This is a genomic window from Paenibacillus sp. FSL R5-0908, assembly GCF_038006245.1.
GTDB lineage: Bacteria > Bacillota > Bacilli > Paenibacillales > Paenibacillaceae > Paenibacillus_AQ > Paenibacillus_AQ odorifer.
Map to the genome: position 1 here is coordinate 3562422 of NZ_JBBOUV010000001.1, position 22006 is coordinate 3584427.

Sequence of the window (22006 nt, forward strand, 5' to 3'; positions counted from 1 at the left end):
GGGACCAAACTATGAAACGTATTAATATAGGAGATCGAATATTTATAGGGTTCATATATGTATTCTTGACCTTACTGGCATTTTCCGCTTTTTATCCATTTTGGAACTCACTTGTTATTTCCTTTAATGAGGGGATGGATACTTCGAAAGGTGGAGTTACTTTCTGGGTCCGTGAGTTCACGCTTGAGAATTATAAGATTGTTTTTGAAGATTCTCGTCTAATGGGTGGATTCGTCATTGCTACATTGCGGACAGTAATCGGTACAGTAACAGCGATACTGGCCACTTCGATATTCGCTTATGGAATGTCGAAGCGTGAACTGATGGGTCGCAAATACTACATGATTATGTGTATCATTACTATGTATTTCGGTGGGGGACTCATTCCGTCATACATGCTTATTAGAAGTTTAGGTCTCTTCAACTCATTTTGGGTGTTTATAATTCCTGCACTGGTCAGTGTATGGAATATGATCATATTCCGGACCTTCTTTCAAGGTCTTCCACAAGGTTTAGAGGAGTCAGCAAAGATTGACGGTTGCGGATATTGGGGGACTTTTGTCCGCATCGTACTTCCTTTGTCGGGACCAGTTATAGCAACATTATCTTTGTTCACAGCAGTAAATCACTGGAATGAGTGGTTCGTAGCGAGTATTTACATTACGAAAGAGGAGTTAATGCCGATTCAGACCATCTTAAGACAGATATTGTTCTCTAATATTGCTTCAGAACAGCTGTCAAATGTAGATGCAAGCTCCATTGCTCATATTAACTCGGCTAAGAAAATTACCTCGAAGTCTTTAACGATGGCTACGATCATGGTTGCAACCATTCCGATTGTATGTGTGTATCCATTCCTACAAAGATTCTTCGTTAAAGGGGTCTTGGTCGGATCATTGAAAGAGTAGGATGATAGAATGAGATTGGGTTTAGAGCGTATTGCTTTGAACATAGATTACAAATTGAAAGGGGAAAATACATTGAAGACTAAGAGAAAGATGCTTCTCGGTATGATGTCTACCTTGCTATTAACGACTTTGGTGGCGGGTTGTGGTGGCAACAATTCAAGCGCTCCGGCGGCAACTGCTGAACCAGAGAAAGAGGGAGGAACAGCGGTTAACACAGCAACTGAAGCTCCTGCGGCTGATTTGTATGAATTAGGAAAAGAACCGCTTGAAGTCTCATTCTACGGAAATTACGGCTGGTATCAAATGCCGAAATGGGGCAAAGATGCTGCTTCTAAATGGATTTTAGATAATCTGAAGATCAATGTCACAGGAATTAGCTCTGGTGGTAATAACGCTCAAAAGCTGCAAACAATGATCGTTGGTAATGAGCTGCCGGATATTGTGTGGACCGAGAAAGGTGCTGACGTAGAACGTCTTCGCCAAGCGGATATGCTAGTTCCTTTGGATGAATATATTGATAAATATCCAAACTTTAAGAAATACTTAACAGCTGGACATTTGGAATTGCTTCGTTCCCCTGATGGGAAGATCTATCAGCTGCCGAATTATTATACAACTCAACCAAACGGAAATGCCGGTTATGCTATTAATAAGAAGATTTACAAAGAGCTTGGTTCTCCTAAGCTTGAAACGACAGATGATTTGTATGCTTATTTAAATGCTGTTAAGGCGAAGTTCCCTGACGTTATTCCGTTCGAGACGGGTTTAGCGAGAGATGGTAACGGAATTGACCAGTTATTCTCCTCTTTTAAAGAGAGTAATCTGTCGTATACTAGAATATACGCCGTACCTGATGGGGACAAAATGGGTTCGATATACAAGGATGAAGGATTCCGTGAGTCTGTTGTATTTGCTGCTAAATTAATGCGTGAGAAGCTAATGACGCAGGATGCGAATACTCAAACAGAAGATCAAATTAGAGAGAAAGCGATGAATGGCAAGTTTGCTGTTATTGCGACTTTTGATCCAATGAAATTGCTCGCCACTGCTGATGAAGAGATGAAGAAGACGGATCCGGAAGCTGGTTATATGTTTATTAAACCGATTTACAAAGCTGGTTTGGATCAAAGTAAGATTACTCCAGGAACGTACAATCAGTTAGGTTGGAACGTTGCTACAATCACTAAAAACGCTAAAAATCCAGAGGCTGTATTCGCTATGCTTGACTGGATGACAGGACCAGAAGGTTCTATGGTTCTTAACTGGGGTCCTCCAGGACCAGATGGTTATTGGGATGGATTTGAAGCAGATGGACTTACTCCTAAATTTAATAAAGATAAGTATCTGAATGAGCCAGAAGCTCTGTCCGAAATTAGCGGAAAAGCCGGTGACTTGGTATGGGTAGGTAATACAGTTTTCTTGGATAATACAAAGAAAATGATGTTGCAAACCCTTCCAGCTGACAAGATTGACTTTAGTAACCGTTGGCAGATGGAAGTTACTTGGGCTTCACAAGGTGACTTTACGGAGTTCCTGAATTGGGATCCGGCTCCGGACAGTGAAGAAGGGATTATCAGACAAAGTGTCAGAGATATCTGGTTAACAGCAAGAGCAAAATCGATGTATGCGAAGACTGATGCAGAAGCATTAGCAATTCTTGATAAAGCACATGAAGATTCTATCAAGGTTGGCTACGAGAAATTCCTTGATTATGTAACTAAAGTATGGACAGAAAATAAGAAAGCTTTAGGTAAATAATAATTTGTAATACGAAGGTTTGCTATTTAGCGAGCCTTCGTTTTTACGTCCCATTTCCAGTGCTCATTGCTTTATAAGCTGTTAGGGAAGAGAATGAATGGTATACTGAAAAAGATTGGTTAGTAGAATTCAGCAGTTGGTTTAAAAACATTTCAAAGGGGGATTGTGTTGATGTACAACGTATTATTAGTAGACGATGAGATGCTTGATCTTGAAGGCATGAGACAATTCATTCCTTGGAATGAACTGGGTATGCAGGTCGTGGAGGCAGCGAATAACGCGTTTACGGCATGCGATATTTTAGAACAGCATGTTATTGATATTATTGTTAGTGATGTGAATATGCCGAATATGTCGGGTCTAGAGCTGGCTCGGATTGCCATAGAGCGAAAAAACGATATACGTGTAATTTTTGTAAGCGGTTACCAGGATTTTAGCTATGTGAAACAGGCACTTTCGCTAAAAGCATATAGCTATGTCCTTAAGCCAATGGATGACAAGGAACTTATTGCTGCACTACAGAAAGTAAAGCAGGATTTAGATGATGAAAGTAAACGGCGTGACGTTGAAGAAGCTTATCAGCATATGATTCCTATGGCCAAAAATGATTTGTTGATCCGCTTATTTGAAGGGGAATGGGAGGGGGACACTCAAGCTGGAATGTTAAAGCTTATGAAGTCCTACGGTCTGGATAAGCTGGAATGGCCTATACGTGTGGCGGTTTTGGAGCTGGATTATTTCAACTGGTTTCAAGAACAGGATAGTCTAACTAAACATCTAATGTCCAAGGACTTTCTGTATGAAGTGAATACTATTGCTCAGAAGCACGGTATGCCACATTGCTATAAGGTATCTTCTTATCGAATCGCGTTGTTGATTAACGAACAGGAGATGGAGAGGTTTATTGAAGAAATTTATGAGTCGATTCGCACAAAATTTCCTGTCACTATGACCGTAGGTGTAGGGAAGCCTACATTTGCTATGGACCAGGTTCACACCTCCTATCGGCAAGCTATGGAAGCCGTTGACGGAAAGATGTTTCTCGGCAAAGGCAAACTTATTATGTATGAAACGGTTAGCAGCGAACCTGGAATGATCGATGCCCGTACGTTGGATGCCCGTATGGATACGCTTTTTAAAGCAATGAAAGAATATGAGTTAGTCCTTATTTATGACGAGATCGATAAGCTGTTCAGATCCGTGAGTAGTTTAAGATCTAAATTCACGATTCATAATCTAGCCATGTATATTATATGGAAGCTGGATCAGCAGTTGAAGGAGGTTAGTGAGGATTTATTTGAAATCTTAGGTATGGAGTTACATAGTTTAGATATTTTGCTTCAATTCGATACGATCAGTGATATACGCTCTTGGCTTGTACTCAAAACGTTTGAGATATCCGAGTACCTACGCAGCAAAACAGAGTCAGTGAACAATAAACTGATTAGAGAAATTATGCAAATGATGAAGGATAAGATGAGCGAGAATTTTACGTTAAAGGATATTGCACAGCAGTTCTCTTTCTCACCCAACTATTTGGGATATCTATTTAAAGAGGAAACTGGGAAAACGTTCAGCGAAGTACTCATTCAGCTGCGAATGGAACAAGCAGGCAAGCTTTTGAAAGATCCGAAGTGCAAAATCTATGAAATCGCGAGCCAGGTAGGTTACCGTTATCTTCCTTACTTTAGCAGACAGTTCAAAGAAGCCTATGGTATGACACCTATGGAGTATCGTAAGCGGGAGAAGTGATGGGGGATGATGTTGCATGAAACAACCAAGAAGTAAACATAAATATGTGCCGATAGGGTATAAATTAATGCTGACATATATTTTTTTCATTATTATCCCAGTATCTGTGATTGGTTTTGTCTCTCATTCTATGTACAATGATTCATTACGCGAGCATACAAGCTCGAATATTAAAGGTACGTTGTTGCAGATTCGCGATAATATTGACTATAAAATGGGGGAAGTTACCCGGATATCAACACAATTATATAGTGATTATGATTTCTATCGGAATCTTCGAAGCTATGAAGAAGGCTGGGAAAATTATGACCGGATGTCTATGAAGGTGCTTCCAAAGCTGGACGTAGCTATTCAATCAACGGGTATGAGGATTGGGATGTCGTTATTTTTAAAGAATGAATCCATTCCTGAGATCTATTCGAATTCACTAGAGGGCTATCTGGATAATAGCAGCTTCTATCATCTCTACCATATGAAACGGATTGAAGGGAAATCCTGGTATTATGATTTTCCAACCGAGAAATATGCAGAGACTATGAAATGGTGGCAGATTGAGCGCGATGTAGAAAATAATCGTATCTCGTTGCTACGTAGATTAATAGATACATATGACCCTCTCGTGCCTAAGGAGATTGGCTTCCTGCGGATTAATGTAGGCATTCCAGATCTGTTTAATAGTGTGAATTATACAAAGATAGGAAAAGGAAGTATTCTAATTTTAAAAAACGAGTTCGGAAGAACGATGTACCAATCGGGAGAACTACCAGAGGACTATACCAATGAAGCCGAACTTAATAAGGATTATCTGACAATTAGTGAAACCGTTACGGTTTCTAACCAAGTATGGCAATTAAACGCATTAGTTCCAATTACGATTCTTGAACAGGATGCAGTGAAGGTACGACTGTTTATTATTTTGATGTGTCTCATCTGTTGTGTGGTTTTTAGTTTTGTCGGCATATTTATATCCCGATATTTTTCAATTCGGATTAATAAGTTCGTATACGTGCTGAATGCCTATCGGGAGGGTGATCTTCACAAGCGTATTTCCTATCGGGGCAAGGATGAATTCTCTCAGATTGCAACCGCATTAAATGATATGGGCGAAAATATCGATATGTTGATTAAAGAGGTATATTTGACGCAGCTCCAGAAGAAGGAAGCAGAGCTTGAAATTCTGCAATCACAAATCAATCCTCATTTCCTATATAATACGTTGTCATCTATTATTCAATTAGCCAAGTTTGGTCAAAATGAGAAGCTGCAGCAGATGGTGCTTGAATTAGCGAAGTTTTATCGCCTGACACTTAATGAAGGACGTACCATGATTCCGGTCCCGACTGAAATTGAGCAGGCAAACGCTTATTTAGAAATTCAGAAAATTAAATACGGTGATCGTCTGGAAGTTATGTTTGATTTTGATACAGAAATCTGGCCTTATGAGACCATAAAGCTCATTCTACAACCATTTATCGAGAACGTGCTGAAGCACGCCTGGTGTGGTGATCACATTCATTTACGCATTGTTGGGCGTAAAGAGGGCAAAGATATTCTATTCCGCATCATTGATGATGGAATCGGCATGAGACAGGAACGTATTGATCAAATTTTTGATCCAAAGGGCCACACGAATACAGGCTATGGGGTCCGTAATGTGGATCAGCGGATTAAACTGCAATATGGATCTGAGTACGGCGTAACTATTTTTAGCCGTGTTGGAATTGGCACTTCTGTTCAGATACTAATCCCTGCTAATAAGGGTAAGCGTGGCATTCGTTCGAATGTTGTACCTGATTAAAAGGGGTCTTAAAGCTAGTATTTCTAGCCTAAGACCCCTTTAATTTTAATTAGAATCCTTTATATTGAGGCTCTTCGGACTCTAATTCGGTTACCCGGTTCTCTACTTGAGTTACGATTTGTTGTGTTTGCTCCGCTGCGTTTGTGAACAAGGTTTTTGCACTCTCGTTTTGTGTTTCTAATGCAAATTGTTCAAGACTGGCTTGAGCACCTTTTAAAGAAGATAAACATGTTTTTACTTGTGAGGCTACTGTCATTGAGTTTCTCTCCTCTGTGTTGGATTATTAGCATGACGATTGCTATTGTCCTCAAATGCATCTGTCGTTATGCAGGAAAAAAATTCATACTTGTAGTAATAGATGATTTTCCATAAATAAGTAGTGAAATTCCGGATTGAATGTGACTTTATTGACAAATAATGAGTGTTAGTAAACAAGCTTTGATTCAAAAGGAGGGTAATTGTAATGCCGGAGTGGTTAGAGGTTGTAGTTCGAACGCTCTTTGCTGTGGTTGTACTTTTCTTTTTAACAAAATTACTGGGAAAGAGACAAGTATCGCAGCTCTCGTTCTTCGAGTATATTACGGGGATAACCGTCGGCAGCTTAGCCGCTTACATTTCTTTGGATACGGATAAGTTATGGCATTTAGGGCTCATTGCACTGATTGTATGGGTGGCTTGTTCCTTAGGGATCGAATATCTTCAAATGAAGAGTAAAAAAGCAAGAGACTTTATTGATTTCAAGTCCACCGTACTAATTAAGGACGGAAAAATACTCGAAGATCACATGAAAAAAGAACGTTTAACCACAGATGAGCTGCTGGAGGAACTACGCAAAAAAGACGTTTTCAATATATCGGAAGTAGAATTTGCGATTATGGAATCTGATGGAGCCATAAATGTTTTACTCAAGAGTGAAAATCAACCGGTAACCCCTAAGCAATTGGGGATAAAGGTTGCCCCGGAGAAAGAGTCGCAAGTTGTCATTATGGATGGTAAAGTGCTCGACAAACCATTAGACACCCTAAACCTGACACGAAGCTGGTTGGATGGAGCCCTTGAGAAAATGGGTTTTACGGTTGAAAATGTTTTTCTTGGACAAGTTGATTCTTATGGTGAGCTGACGGTCGATTTGTATGCAGATAACTTTAAAGTCCCACAGCCGCAGGATAAGCCTCAATTATATGCTTTGCTGAAAAAGTGTGAAGCTGATTTAGAGATGTTCAGTTTATCAACAGATAACGAAAAAGCTAAAAAAATGTATGAACAATGTTCGGAGCAATTGCAAGCTTCACTGAAGGTATTGAAACCGTTAATTCAAAGCTAAGAGTAAAGATAAAGGCACTCTCGAGTAAGATCGAGGGTGTTTTTTATATTAATTTAAATAAATGTAATAATATGGGCATAAAGTAGCTGTACAACTTCAAAATATTAATTATAGTTGAGATTAGGCTGGAGTTATAGATGACATAAGATTGGAGGAATGCCCTCGCTTTTTATTTAAATCAGAAAACAAGGAGGAAGATGTTCACGTGAAACTAAAAGGAAGATTTTCATTCGGAATTATGGTTACGCTTACAACTTCGCTGGTTCTAGGTAATTTGGTATGGAGTAACCCTACCGCACAGGCAGCAAATATCTTCAGTAATGATTTTGAGAATGGAAATGCCGACAATTGGACGAGTACAACAGGAACTTGGTCTGTAGTTGAAGAAGGTGGCAATCATGTGTATTACCAATCCAGTCCAAACGAAGGACGTTCGTTCTCCGGTAGCAACACGTGGACAGATTACAGCGTTCAAGCAGATGTGAAGATTGATAATTTCAATGGGACTAATCGAACTTATGTGTGCGGGCGCTATGTTGACGGAAATAACTATTATGCTGCATCTCTGTCCAACAGTAATGGCGGGACGCTTGAAATACGAAAAAAAGTGAATGGTTCAAGTTCAACACTGGCTAGTAAAACGGATTTTCTTGTAACTACTGGGACTGCCTATACAGTTAGGCTAGAGCTTAGTGGAGATTCGCTTAAAATGTATATTAATGATGTTTTGCAGTTGAATGCACACGATAATATTTTAACTTCAGGAGGTATTGGACTTGTAGCTTATAAGACAGCAGCGAAGTTCGACAATATCAATGTCTCCGATATCACAACGGGCACCCCGACACCAACGCCTACTATAGCTCCAACAATTGCACCAACGGTAGCTCCTACGGCTACTCCAATAGCAAGCGCAACCCCCACTGCGACAGTAACTCCAACCGCCACTCCAACTGCAACACCAACAGCAACACCAACAGCAACACCAGTTGCAGGCTCAATTTATGTAGCTCCTAATGGTCTGGACAGCAACGCAGGAACAATTGGAAGTCCAACCACTCTGGTCTCAGCGATTGCGAAGGTAGCCCCCGGGGAAACCATCTATATGCGTGGAGGGGTTTACACGTATTCTTCAACAATAATTGTTGGACAAGATAATAGCGGAAGCTCTAACTTACGAAAGAACATCACTGCATATGGGACTGAGAAGCCTATATTGGATTTTTACGCCCAGCCATTTGACCCAGCTCAACGTGGTTTGCAGATATACGGTAACTACTGGAAGGTAAAAGGATTAGAGATAAGAGGCTCAGGAGACAATGGGATCTTTATTGGCGGGAACTATAACATTATTGAGAATGTTGAAACCCACCATAATCGGGATTCAGGACTGCAAATCAGCCGTTATGCTTCATCACTGACCAGCATGAGTCAATGGCCGAGCTATAATCAGATCATTGGAGTGTATTCTCATGATAATTATGATCCGGATAACGGGGAAGACGCTGATGGTTTTGCTGCTAAGCTGACCATAGGTCCTGGTAACGTATTCGATAAATGTATAGCTGCATGGAATACAGATGATGGCTGGGATCTTTACAGTAAATCAGAAACAGGTCCCATCGGAGTGGTGACGATCAAGAATAGTATCTCCTATAAGAACGGACAGACCTCAGATGGAAATTCAACGGCAAACAGTGATGGGAATGGATTCAAACTAGGTGGTGAAAAGATTTCAGTAAACCACATTGTGCTGAATAGCATAGCGTTTCAAAATAAAAAACACGGATTCACTTACAATAGTAATCCAGGTTCCATTCAGTTAACAAATAATACTTCTTGGAGTAACGGACAGAGTAACTTTGCTTTTGATGCCGGTACTCACCAATTTACGAACAACTTGTCTTTTGCTGGAGGCTCGAGTGACAAAACAAGTGGAACCGATATTCTAAGTACTAATGTGTGGTGGAAAGGTAATGCAAGTGCCAATGCCAAGGGTTTGATAGCCAGTGCCGCTGATTTTGTAAGTCTTACGCCTTCAGTGGTGCGAAGTGCAGATGGTTCTTTTAGTCTGGGCAGTTTCCTCAAATTAACTGGGGGTAGTGATCTAATCGGATCTGGAACACCTAGCGGAACTAATATTGGTGCAACTTTTCCGTGATTTGAAAGCTAGGGGTTTGAGCTCCTTATTAAAGTGACTCTGTAGGATTAGATAGGTCATTTTATTCAATATTTTGATGGGCATGAGTCCGGAACTATACCGGATTTGTGCCTTTTTGGTTTGTTTTAAGTATAAACCTTCCATCACGTTGGCAAACTAAACCAGATTAACAAGTCACAATTTTGGAGGTAGTCTGCAGATGTCTGGAATTATTGAAACAATAAAAGAACAACTGGAAGGATCTAGTGATGCAGTTTTTCAAAACATTCGCCTTCATGGGCATTCCTGTGACTTGATCTATATCCCATTCATCGTGAATTCTCTGAGTCTTCATAAAGATATTGCATTGCCGCTAAAAAATGAAGCAAATTCAGAGCACAAATGGCCGGATTTTTTAGAACGACTGGATCGAGGAGCTGTTTTTCCCATCCCGTATCTTAAGGAGTTTGACATAAACAAGGTTGTGGATTTGATTGTCGCTGGAAAAGCAGTGCTTTGTTTTGAAGAGCTTCCTTATGTTTATTATTTTGAGATCACGCAATATCAGAAAAGATCGGTTACGGAATCACAAAATGAACTTGTGGTGATTGGACCACAAGAAGCATTTATTGAAGATATTGAAACAAATCTGTCCCTGCTCCGACACAAAATTAAACATCCGGATCTAAAGACTATTCATTATACGATTGGTAAATATACAAAAACTGATGTGTATGTTGTATATATTGAAGGACTATATAAAAAAGAAGTTCTTGCTGAAATTGAAAAGCAACTAAATGAAATAGATATTGATGGCATATTGGGCATTAGTTATATATCGGAACAATTGCGGAAGGGGAACTTGACTCCATTTCCGGTATTTCAATATACGGAACGCCCCGACTCGGTGGCAGCTTCTTTAATGGAAGGCCGGATCGGAATATTACAGGATGGCACACCCACTGCAATGATTGCACCTACATCTTTTTTTACAATGCTACAATCCTCTGAGGATTATTATCAAAGCTTCTATGCCGCAAGCTGGATTCGAATGGTTCGATTTGTATTCTCCATCATATCGATGATTCTTCCATCGCTTTATGTTGCGATTACAACCTTTCATCCTCAGATCATTCCCTCAAACCTGTTAATTACGATAGCATCTGCCAGAGAGAACATTCCTTTCTCAGCATTGACTGAGGCTTTGATTATGGAGCTTACCTTCGAAGCTCTTAGAGAAGCTGGAACCCGAATACCAAAGCCTGTGGGCCAGACCGTTTCTATTATTGGGGGGATAGTCATCGGTCAGGCTGCGGTACAAGCGGGAATTGTATCCGCTCCAATGGTTATTGTTGTTTCCATTACCGGAATTGCCACCTACATTATTCCTCATTATGAGCTCGGTCTGACTTTTCGCTTACTTCGTTTCCCTTTATTGATTATGGGGGGAACAATGGGATTGCTCGGGGTATATATTACAGCGTTTTTGATTTACGGGCATTTAGCTAATCTTAGACCGTTAGGCTCACCGTATTTACAACCCGTTGCCCCTTTGGTGTTAGAAGATTGGAAGGACACTTTATCTCGATTTCCCTCTAACTATATGAAGAAACGCAGCAAACTTTATAGCAACAGGAATCTAAGGAGACAGAATCAAAAATGAGAACTCTAAAGATAGGAGTGGTTATACTTCTACTCCTAAATTTAACAGGCTGTTGGTCGTCCAAGGTGGAACTGGACGAATTAACCTTTGTGTACGGCTTATTTATAGATGTAGGCAAAGAAGCAGGCACCGTTGAAATTACGATTAACTCTCCTTTGCCTAATCGTCTTAACTCGGGAAGCCAGCCCTCAAGTGGTGGCGGTGATGGGAATAGTTATTCTACAGTTTCTAAGACCGCAGATACGATCGCAGACGCCATGTTACTAGTTCAAAAAGATCTGACACGTCAACTTAGTCTTTCCCAATTAAAAATAATTGTCTTAGGGAAAGCTTATGCAGAACAAGGGATCGGCGAACTCCTATTATGGATTAGAAGAGAGCCAAGTCTCCCCCTTGGAACCTATGTCATGGCTAGTCCCGGCAGTGCAAAAGAGATGAATACATTAACACCTATTTATGAACAATTGCCTTCTGATGTACTGAGGAGCTTTGGAACAGAAAAATATATGTTTTCGACTACAATTAAGGACTGCATATTCGCTGAGGCATCGGGCGTTGGATTTGCTATAAATAATCTTTCATTTGGTAAAAAAGAAGAAACTACAAAAGAAGGCAAACCACAATATTGGGCAGGCATTCAAGGCGCTATGTTGTTTCAGAATGAGAAAATGAAGGGAATACTAAAGCTTAAAGAGGGAAGGGCATTGGCATGGGCCGCAGGCAAGCTTAAGCTGTCGGTTTATTCTGTTACCTGGGATGGTGGAGAAAGTGCAGCAAGTGTTGTATTTGTTAGCACCAAATCGTCAAAAAAAGTAAAAATAACGGATGAGGGTCCAGTTTTTACAGTGAAATTAAAGGGAAAAGCTAGTGTGATTTATTTAAGGGATCCTAAGAATAGAAATCTAGAAGAGATCAGTAATATCATTACAGAGAAACTAAGCGGTAAAGTAACTGCTAATCTGACCGAAGCTATACGTTTATCTCAACAAGCAGGTGCGGATGTTCTACAGCTCGGCATGTTACTGGAATGGAATGATCCGAAACTTTGGAAGCAATTAAGAGAACGTTGGGATAATTACTACGCTCATGAGGCGGATATTAAGGTGAAGACGGACTTTCGGATTGTAGATTTTGGAACAGCAAAATAAAGAACTGAGGAAGGAGAAGTTATGCGTACAACAAAGTGGCAGCTGTTCCGGTTTATCACCATTTTTTTTAGCTCACAAACCACCATTTTTTTGATACCAGCTATTATTGCTACTTCCTCTTATCAAGGCTGGATTGCATTAATCGTTGGCTCCTTATTAGGATTGATATTATTGTGGTTTACAATCTATGTTGGTAAGCTGCGACCTAATCAAGCTTGGGTTCACTTTGGAAAAGAGATCATTGGCAAATGGCCACATAAATTTATGATTCTGCTCCTACTATGCTGGTGTGTTTATTATGTTTCTTTCGATATAGAGAATTTCGTACTATTTTTTGGCTCGAATTATTTAAGAGGAACTCCACCTCTATTTATCCAGTGTGTCGTTGGTCTGGTGATCATGTACACGGCAAGTCTAGGATTTGCAACAATTACATATATGGCCGATGGATTATTTATTATTTTCTTTATTACCGTGATCATTTTATTTAATTTGTTCCTTCCGAATGCGGACTTTAGTATGGTACCTGCTTTCTTTCATTATCATGATCCTGGAATCGCCCTGAAAGATTCTATTGTGGTCATGTCATGGTTTGGAGAATGGATTGTCCTTTTGTTCATTGCACCTGATTTAAAAATTGAAGCGAAAATGATGAAAAGATTAGTATTTGTGCAGTTCTATGTTTCAATTACGGTCTTAATAGGATGGTTATTGACAATGATGAGTTTTGGTCCACATTTAGGCCAGCAACTCCAATATCCTTTTCTTGAGATGGTGCGTAGTTCGAAAGAAGATAATTTATTAGGTAATACAGACCCGCTTTTGATTGGAATATGGTCGTCTTCGATGTTTATTCACAGCGCTTTCCTTATCTATGTAGCTTCAAAATGTGTAGCAAGTTTGTTTAATACTAATAGTAAAAAAATTTACGTTCCCCTTTTAACACTGGCTTCAGTGACAATAGCGTACTTATATTCACGCGACGTCGGCAGATATTACGAACACTACAAAAGCTTTGCCATTGTGATCATTTGGCTAATCGTTGAAAGCATACCCATTTATTACGGGATTGTAGCTTTCTTTCGATATCGGCATAAGACGGCGAAATGAAAATCGAATGGAAGACGGGTGCTGTCTAATTATGGACAGTGCCTTTTTTTGTGAATTATAAATCGGGTACGCTTTCTGTTATGATTAAAGCACTTATTACATAATTATCCTCAGATTGGATGGTGTATTCACATGAATCTTCAAGAAGTAACTGAACTTATCAAATCTATTAGGGCCAATCTTGCCAAAGTCATTGTAGGAAAAGAGGAGGGAGTAGACCTGCTGCTGACCGCATTACTTGCGAATGGACATGTCTTGCTGGAAGATGTACCTGGTACGGGTAAAACCTTGCTGGCAAAGGTTCTTGCCAAATCATTGGATTGTTCATTTAAGCGCATACAATTTACACCGGATTTATTGCCTTCCGATTTAAGCGGGATCAACTATTACAATCAGAAGACAGGAGAGTTTCAGTTCAGACCAGGTCCGGTATTTGCTAATATACTGCTGGCTGACGAAATTAATCGTGCAACCCCTAGAACCCAATCCAGCCTACTGGAGTGTATGGAGGAGCGGCAAATTACTATCGATGGGGTAACGCACGGATTAGAAGCACCGTTTCTTGTCATTGCTACTCAGAATCCGATAGACAACCAAGGGACCTTCCCACTGCCTGAGGCTCAATTAGATCGATTTTTGATGCGGATTACTACGGGTTATCCTACCTTCGATGAAGGGATACATATTTTGCAGCGTTTTCGTGAGAATAATCCGCTCGAAGAGTCTTTTCCAGTAGCAACGGCACAAGATATTCAAGCCGCACAGCGTTTAGCCGCATCGGTAAGTATCAGTGATGATTTATTAGGTTATATCGTACGTATAACGGAAGCTACCCGCAAATCTACGGCAGTAAAACTGGGTGCAAGTCCACGGGCTAGTGGCGCGTTGCTTAGATCCGCTCAGGGATATGCACTTATTCAAGGCAGATCCTATGTAACACCGGATGATATCAAAGCCGTGGCTGTTTCCGTGCTTGCACATCGTCTGCTGCTTCATCGGGGATTAGGCTCAAAAGAGGGACAAGCCGCGGATATTGTATTGCAAGTGCTTCGTGAAGTTGAGGTACCGGCTGAACCCGTGACGCCCTTAAGAGGCGGAAAGGTGGAATGACCTATGGCTTTGCCTTGGTTCATTTTCATTACAGTGGCGTTGGTGTTACTACTTGCTGACATTTATAAACGGAATGGCCTGAAAGCGCTTAGTTATTCTCGCTATTTTTCACGTAAGACTGCTTATGAAGGAGAACGTATTGAGATGATCGAGGAGATCGTTAATGCGAAGCTTCTTCCTTTGCCGTGGCTCCGATTGGAGTCTAGTATTGCGAGAGGTCTGGAATTTGGAAGTCAGGATAATCTTGGGATTAGTACGGGTGAAATCTCTCAGAATCATATTAGTTTATTCTATTTAAAATCTTATCGCCATATTAAAAGACGGCATCAAGTGACATGTGAGCGCCGTGGTTTATATCGTTTGGAATCCGTGACTATGACAACGGGAGATCCATTTGGTTTGACTCGAAAAAACAAAACGTATCCACTCGAATTAGAGTTGTTGATCTATCCTGTTCTGCTGAATCTAGACGAGCTTCCATTGCCCATTCATAGCTGGCTGGGTGGGCTTCCTGTGAAAAGATGGATCGTTGAAGACCCTTTTCTGACTGCTGGCATTCGTGAGTATAGCTCAGGAGATTCTATGGGATTGGTAAACTGGAAGGCTACAGCACGTACTGGTGTTATGCAGGTTCATAAAAAAGATTATACTGCTGATTCCCGGCTCGTCATCTGTCTGAATATAGAAGACAGTGATTCCATGTGGAGAACGGTGACTGATGTCGAACGAATCGAGCAAGGAATAAGATATGCAGCGACTATAGCTGAATACGCAATGCAGCATGGAATTGAGACCGGATTAATCTGTAATGGCAGATTGGACGATGCTGGCGAAAGAGATCCAATTGAAGCAGAGCCGATGGCTCAGCTCGAAGATATGTTAGAGCTGCTGGCAAGGCTGAAGCTGGATAGAACACTTCCTATGAGTCGACTATTGGAATTGCAGGTTGAGAGTGGAATTAGTGACACAGACTTTCTAATCATAAGCTGCCATAGGGGAGCAGAATTGCAAAAGGCGACGGATCTCTTAATGCAGCAAGGCAATGGTGTGGAATGGCTGGATATTCCGGAACAAGGGAGAGAGAGCGCATGAAGCTTACGTTGTCTGGCTATGTAAGGGAAACAGTGAAACTCTGGTTGTGGTCTATTATTGAATTGTTGCTATTTCTACCGGTTTGGGTTCTATTTCAGATTTATTTGTTGCCCCAACAAGATGAGCAAATATGGTTGATTGCGCTGCCTATACTAGCTTTAGCGGGCATTCTTTTGCGCAATTTTTGCAATGTAAGATGGAAGCAATTGCTTGCCGCCTTAATCCTCGGGGCATTATTAGGTGCGGCTTCAGGGAGATTATCCATCGAAAGCCTTCCCTTAGGGGTGGCTGGATTTATATGTACATTCTTAGGGATGACGGTAGACTCTAGAAATAATAGATTCAGAATGTTTTGGATAGGTATAATAATCTATTTTGTAGCTACTATAGCGTTTCATAGAGTTCCTGAATTGGAGCCAAGTGTGCCGTTATTGACCTGGTGTGGCAGTCTGTATTTAATACTGACGTTACTTATTTCTAATAGCAGCTATATACGATACAGCGCACTCACTGAAGAGAATGAAACACTGCCCAAAGGTATACAACGGAATAATCGTATATATGTCATTGTGATTGGAGTTATTGCAGCTGTACTAGCGGCAGGTGTCGGTAAAGCTATAGGATCATTGGTATGGAGACTCTTACGCTCATTTTTCAGTTTTATTAATCAGTTATTTTCTGGCACAAAAGAACCAGAGCCTCCGCCAGCTGAATTGCCGCCAGCAACTCCGATGTTACCACCTGTTGGCGAGCAAAAGCGTGGCTGGCTAGCTATTATACTAGAATACGGGTTTTATATTTTGGCGGCGGTATTATTGGGATTTGTAGCCTATTATGCACTTCGCTGGTTGTACAGAAATGCAGGAGAAAAATGGCGGAAAGCCATAGATGCATTGTTATCGATGTTACGTAGGGAACATACCCCTAAGAATAATACAGCATATCTTGACGAGGAGAAAAGCGTCTTTACTTGGGAACAAACCGTTCGAGGGTTAAAGGATTTCTGGAGCTCCCTTCTTCCTTCAAAACATCGTAAGGATCGCTGGGATCAGATGAATGGCGAGCAGGAACGTGTCCGATGGCTTTATCGGCGGTGGCTTAATATAAAGCGCGAAAACGGTTATGAAATGAAAAGTTATCTTACGCCGCAGGAAACAAAAAGGGATGTTTTGCTATGGGGAGATCGTAGCAAGCATAAACGTAAGGGTGATGAAGATTCTTTAGCAGCAGACCAATTGATTGAAGTATATGAAAAAGTTAGATACGGAGAAGACCAGCCTCCCGCTTCTGATATTGCAGCTTTGAAAAATCAACTGAAATTATAGAATCATTTTCAGAATACATGCAAATTGGAACAAATAGGTTACAAAAGATCTATAAGAGTTACAACATGGATACAATTGGAACTGCGCTAACCACTATAATAATTCTAGTAAAATACTCGTGGAGGGAAGTCAATGAGAAAGCATAGCAGTACATATGTTGTTTTACTCTTAAGCACCTTTGTCATAAGCCAGTTGACAGGGCATACCGCTTCGGCTGCAGCAGTTAGTTCTGTTCAGCCAAAATCTGCGGTAGCTGCTGCAACTGTAACAGCTCCTAGTAATCTGGGTTCCGTTTCTTTAGGAGCTAATATCAAAGCTACACTGGAAGATGTGAATATTTGGTCACAGCCTGGAGGCAATATTTTAACTTATACAATTAACTATTCGAATGGCAGCAATAAAAGTGCTAGCCTACTGTATTATTTTTCGAGAGTTATGACCTCTGGCGGCTCTGTCATTCCAGGGAATCCACTAAGTGCGGACGCTACTAAGAAAAAAGTGGGTTCTAACGAAAGCTTGCGCGTTACTTATTATGTTAATGTCGGTCAGGTAAATTCGTTAAAAAGTATCAAGATTCCAATGTACGTTTGGGATTCCAAAACCAAGGGGTATCTCAAGCAAGTAGGAACTTTTAATATACCCGCCAACTATTCGCCAACCGCTGTAAACGGTAAAAATGTAAGCACTACAATGAATGACATTCCGGTTGTTGCTAAAAGTGAATCCTTGGAGCTCTACAAATACAGCGGAAAGGTTTATGCCAAGGTGGGCATAAGCTTGACCAATAAAGGCAGCAAAGTATTAAGTGATCCTGGTTACGCAGCATATTTGGTCTCGGCAGGGGGAAGCTCATATGAATTAGCCCTTGACCGTTCTCAGCTTAGTTATAAAATTCAGCCCCAAGAGAAAAAGACCATTTATTATCTTACAGAAATTCCTTCGTATATGAAGACGGAGAATATGAAACTGCAATTCACCCAAAAGGATGAGGCGCTGAAGTTGGAGATTGCCAAATCCTCGTACAAGCTGCCTGCGGCTACTACACCAAATCTAGTAGTTGGCAAAGGTGTAATCAAGAAAATTACCATCAATAACAATACGGTTGAAACCCAATTAAATAACGCAACCGTATACGCAGAGAACAATAAGGGATTCTGGACTTTTCAGCTGCGAGTGAAGAATACAGGGAAGTCAGCCGTTACGTTACCTTCTTATGAGCTTGCCGTCAAATCCTCAACTGGGACAACCTTTCCGATCAATTCTAAGGGCTTGAGCGGATTAACCATAAAACCGCTGGAGGAAAAAATCATCCCGCTTACCGCACAGGTACCCCTTGAAGTAGAACAGAATTCACTGCAATTGCAGATGATTGAGGCTGTTTCTGCTCCAGATAATAGTGAAACGGGAACTACTGGAGAAGGTGCAGCAACTGGAAGCACTGGTGGAACTAATGTCGTTACGAGCAACACAGCTAAACTAACGGTTCCGGTTGCTTACTTTACGATCTCCTATACCTTGCGTCCTGAGATACAGAAAGGTATGGAATATAGAGCAACAAATGAATATGGGACGTTTACTTATAGTTTAGTTTCCTTGCAGCGTTTTCCATGGAAAGACGATGATATCGTTGTTGCCAGATTAAATATTACGAATACCCAATCGGTTGCCTTGTCTCTGCCGGAATTAAAGGGAGCTGTTCAGGTAGACAATGAGGACATGTCATCTTCAACGGAATTGTTTATGGATAAGGAAACTTCAACGATTGGGCCCGGTAAAAACGCTGAAATCTATGTGTTTGCCAAAATTCCTTATACACAAGAGTTCGATAAATTAAAATTAAATCTTTATTCTATGGTAAAAGAAGAGAAAAGCTCGTTCCTGTCCGTTACTACGAACAGCATGATGAACGCTGTAGCTTCTATTGAAACTGGAGGAAGTTATGTTATCTCTGGTAAAGGCAAAAACGCTAAAGTGCAAGAGAACAAAACCATTATTTATGAAGGCCTTAACTCCAATCTCGTATACACAGAGCTGCTTCTGAGCAGTGAAGAGAAAAGACAAAGCAAAATGGCTCGCCTCCAAGCTTATTACAAAACGGGAGATGGTCAGCTATTCGAAGCTACAGCCAATCAGCCGGATACGTCTGCTACTCCAGGCGGTAAGCAATTAATCACCTTCTGGGCGAAGGTTCCCAAGGCTGTTAATGCTTCGGATGTAAGCCTGTTCCTTGGGCCAGGGATTACTGGGAATAAACTGACGGAACCCGGTCAGGAATCCACTGGATTTATTAATATGGCTTCACTGTCATTAAATCCGGTCATCACACCACCTGAGAAGAACTTGACGAAGGTGGCTATTTATCCGTATACCATGTCCGTTCTAAGTTCGGAAGGACGCTCACTACAAGGCAGTGACTCTATAAATATAGTTATGAATTACAATCTTCTTCGTGACAGCAGCTATGATATGGGAACCTTCACGCATAAGCTGGTTCTCAAAATGACGGATCCATATGGTCTATCTCAGGAACGAAGCTTGAACATTGGCACCGATATTCTTGAAGGGACCAACAACTCGTATACAGCAAGCTTTAGCAATAATATGTATAAGAATTTGTCAGGAGGAACCTACCGGATCACGCTGTACGATGAATTCCAAGGCGAACGGATCGAGCTGGCTAGTCAAGCTTATAACATCAAGATTGATAGAGCAGTTGTAACTGAGAAATAGCATTTCATATCTATTATTGTACGAAGAGGAGCAGCTCCAATGTTGCGAGTGGAAAATGTAACGCATTCTTATAAAAACGGTAATGAAACTACAGCAGTGCTTCATCAAATTGACTTTTCTGTGAAAGAGGGGGAGATGGTGGCACTGCTGGGGAGCTCGGGTTCCGGTAAGTCAACGATGCTCAATCTGATGGCAGGACTAATGAAACCTACTGAAGGCCATATTTATATTGCCGATCAAGATATCGTGAAGATGAGTGAGAATAAGCTATCGGAATTTCGCAGAAAAAATATCGGGTTTATCTTTCAAGCTTATGAGCTGATTACTAGCATGACAGTCCGTGAAAATGTAGAGCTGCCGCTGGTTTTTCAATCCGTTGCACCCTCTATACGTAAACAAAAAGCTTTAGAATTGTTGGAAGGAGTCGGCATTCCTGATAAAGCCGACTTGTTCCCTTCCCAGCTGTCTGGCGGACAGCAGCAGCGTGTCAGTATTGCACGCTCCTTGATTACGGAACCATCTGTTATTTTTGCAGATGAACCAACCGGAAACCTAGATTCGAAGACAGAAGAAGAAATTATCAATATCCTGCTTAACCTGAACAAGAAGATGAAGACCACCTTCATAGTTGTAACTCACGAGCTAAAAGTCGCGGAGCAAATGCAGCGGATATTCACGCTTCGGGACGGATATATGATTACTGAAAACCAAACTTCTTCGAATACTGAACTCGAAGGGGGTATACTCATTGAGGATAAGTGATATTTCTCGCTTGGCTTGGGAACAGGTCAAACGGCGGAAAGTTGTCACAGGTCTTTGTATGGCTGGCATATCCATTGGATGTGCTGCAATCATAGTTGCATTAAGTATAGGAGACTCCGCACAGAGCTACACGGAGCGGGAAATCAACCGCAATTTCAAAATGGATGAAATTACGGTGTCTCCCAACGGAGGTATACCCTCCCAAGGAGGAGGCAGCGGTGGCAGCGGATCGTCTGCGGCCAATGAAAAGCTTGATCCCGGCAGGCTGACGGCGCAGAAGCTGGAAATTATTAAAGGCTTGCGGCATGTAACTGCAGCAGCTCCCTTTCAAGAGCTAGGGTACATACAGATGTTGACTATCGATAATAAAATAACGGATGTACAGCTTATTGGAACGGATCTACGCTTGTTAACGAAATATGATAAGAAATTCAAACAAGGCGGACCTTCTGATTTGGTAGGAATGGCTGTACTGAACTATGGTGCAACCGTTGGACTGATTGATAATGAAACCCGGCAGCGTCTTTTTGAACAATTGAGTACAGATCCATATAACAATAAGTTGATGGAACAGTACAACAGCTTAAGCATGCTACCAACAGATATGTATAAGCAACAGGTTCAATTACAATCTTTTGATCCCGCCTCTCAAACCGGAGGGATGTTAGTTAGCTCACCGATTCAAGTGGTGGGAATCCTCGACAACCCGAGTGGAACGAACGAGAATATGGCTATGTACGACAAGAAGATCTATGTGTCTCTAGAGACTGGCGAGCGGCTTGTAGAACAAATGAAGCTATCGAGTGGAACCGCTGGGCAAAAGGGTGTCTATAACTCAGCAATTGTAAAGGTAGACAGCACTGAGAATATCGTGGAACTAGAGAAGCTTATTCAGAAACTTACCTTAACAACAAGCACAAATTTGTATCAAAAAGAGGCACTCGCTGATACCTTCAGCATGGTCAAGAAAGCGGCTCTCGGTATAGGTGTATTTATTCTGATTATTGCTTCGATCTCCATTATCGTTGCGATGACTATGTCCACTCATCAACGACGACGGCAGATCGGTATTATGAAAGTGTTAGGCGCCAATATGGGCCAGATCCGCAATATGTTCATTACAGAAGCGGCATTGCTCGGGATGTTGGGCGGATTGCTCGGCATAGCCTTTTCATACTTGATTGTATTAGGAATTAATAAGCTCATCGGTAACTCTTCAGGAATGGGTGGAGGCGAGCCTTTGGTGATTTATATTCCTCTGATGACTCTTCCGGTTGGGATCGCATTTGCGGTAATGACAGGTGTATTATCGGGTATTTATCCGGCGATCAGTGCATCCAGAACGAATGCACTCACGGCGATTAAACGGGATTAGCTATTTTTAAG

General features: G+C 41.2%; 16 protein-coding genes. 15 read left to right on the forward strand and 1 reads right to left on the reverse strand.

Going from position 1 to position 22006, the window contains the following annotated elements; translation table 11 throughout:
• The first annotated feature begins 11 nt into the window (after positions 1-11).
• The 4 genes from MKZ09_RS16305 (at position 12) to MKZ09_RS16320 (ending at position 6216) form a co-directional block, all read left to right on the forward strand.
• Positions 12-908: a carbohydrate ABC transporter permease gene (locus MKZ09_RS16305; RefSeq protein WP_036678249.1), complete on the forward strand. Its 897-nt coding sequence runs from the start codon at positions 12-14 to the stop codon at positions 906-908.
• A gap of 72 nt (positions 909-980) precedes the next feature.
• Positions 981-2666: an extracellular solute-binding protein gene (locus tag MKZ09_RS16310; protein WP_172628815.1), complete on the forward strand. Its 1686-nt coding sequence runs from the start codon at positions 981-983 to the stop codon at positions 2664-2666.
• Between the two features lie 171 nt (positions 2667-2837).
• Positions 2838-4418 (forward strand): response regulator, encoded by a 1581-nt coding sequence (locus tag MKZ09_RS16315; RefSeq protein ID WP_076135105.1) that lies wholly within the window; start codon positions 2838-2840, stop codon positions 4416-4418.
• 16 nt (positions 4419-4434) lie between these two features.
• Complete coding sequence (locus MKZ09_RS16320; RefSeq protein ID WP_076205914.1) at positions 4435-6216, forward strand: sensor histidine kinase; 1782 nt, start codon at positions 4435-4437, stop codon at positions 6214-6216.
• 49 nt (positions 6217-6265) lie between these two features.
• Here the strand turns inward: MKZ09_RS16320 and MKZ09_RS16325 are convergent, their stop codons facing one another.
• On the reverse strand, positions 6266-6472 hold the full coding sequence (locus MKZ09_RS16325; RefSeq protein ID WP_036678243.1) for a DUF1657 domain-containing protein: 207 nt from the start codon (positions 6470-6472) through the stop codon (positions 6266-6268).
• 207 nt (positions 6473-6679) lie between these two features.
• On the opposite strand from MKZ09_RS16325, the gene MKZ09_RS16330 reads away from it, so the two are divergent.
• The 11 genes from MKZ09_RS16330 (at position 6680) to MKZ09_RS16380 (ending at position 21995) form a co-directional block, all read left to right on the forward strand.
• A complete protein-coding gene (locus MKZ09_RS16330; protein WP_076135101.1) occupies positions 6680-7540 on the forward strand; it encodes a DUF421 domain-containing protein in 861 nt (286 codons plus the stop codon).
• An 859-nt stretch (positions 7541-8399) separates the two neighbouring features.
• Positions 8400-9701, forward strand: a complete 1302-nt coding sequence (locus MKZ09_RS16335) for a right-handed parallel beta-helix repeat-containing protein (protein ID WP_232061525.1) — start codon at positions 8400-8402, stop codon at positions 9699-9701.
• A 199-nt stretch (positions 9702-9900) separates the two neighbouring features.
• Positions 9901-11343, forward strand: a complete 1443-nt coding sequence (locus MKZ09_RS16340) for a spore germination protein (RefSeq protein WP_076135099.1) — start codon at positions 9901-9903, stop codon at positions 11341-11343.
• On the forward strand, positions 11340-12491 hold the full coding sequence (locus tag MKZ09_RS16345) for a Ger(x)C family spore germination protein (protein WP_076135097.1): 1152 nt from the start codon (positions 11340-11342) through the stop codon (positions 12489-12491). Before MKZ09_RS16340 ends, MKZ09_RS16345 begins: the two co-directional genes overlap by 4 nt.
• 21 nt (positions 12492-12512) lie before the next feature.
• Positions 12513-13601: a GerAB/ArcD/ProY family transporter gene (locus MKZ09_RS16350; protein WP_076205916.1), complete on the forward strand. Its 1089-nt coding sequence runs from the start codon at positions 12513-12515 to the stop codon at positions 13599-13601.
• Between the two features lie 132 nt (positions 13602-13733).
• Positions 13734-14711, forward strand: coding sequence for an AAA family ATPase (locus MKZ09_RS16355; protein WP_076205918.1), 978 nt, complete (start codon positions 13734-13736; stop codon positions 14709-14711).
• 3 nt (positions 14712-14714) lie between these two features.
• Complete coding sequence (locus tag MKZ09_RS16360) at positions 14715-15803, forward strand: DUF58 domain-containing protein (RefSeq protein ID WP_076205921.1); 1089 nt, start codon at positions 14715-14717, stop codon at positions 15801-15803.
• Positions 15800-17128 carry a hypothetical protein gene (locus MKZ09_RS16365; protein WP_076205923.1) on the forward strand — a complete coding sequence of 443 codons (1329 nt, stop codon included), beginning with the start codon at positions 15800-15802 and terminating at the stop codon, positions 17126-17128. The genes MKZ09_RS16360 and MKZ09_RS16365 overlap by 4 nt, the downstream gene beginning before the upstream one ends.
• Positions 17129-17260: 132 nt before the next feature.
• Positions 17261-19858: a hypothetical protein gene (locus MKZ09_RS16370; RefSeq protein ID WP_081394301.1), complete on the forward strand. Its 2598-nt coding sequence runs from the start codon at positions 17261-17263 to the stop codon at positions 19856-19858.
• A gap of 39 nt (positions 19859-19897) precedes the next feature.
• Positions 19898-20620, forward strand: coding sequence for an ABC transporter ATP-binding protein (locus tag MKZ09_RS16375; RefSeq protein WP_076135087.1), 723 nt, complete (start codon positions 19898-19900; stop codon positions 20618-20620).
• The gene (locus MKZ09_RS16380; protein WP_076135085.1) at positions 20607-21995 is read left to right on the forward strand and encodes an ABC transporter permease; all 1389 of its coding nucleotides are present in this window, start codon (positions 20607-20609) and stop codon (positions 21993-21995) included. Before MKZ09_RS16375 ends, MKZ09_RS16380 begins: the two co-directional genes overlap by 14 nt.
• Positions 21996-22006 lie beyond the last annotated feature (11 nt).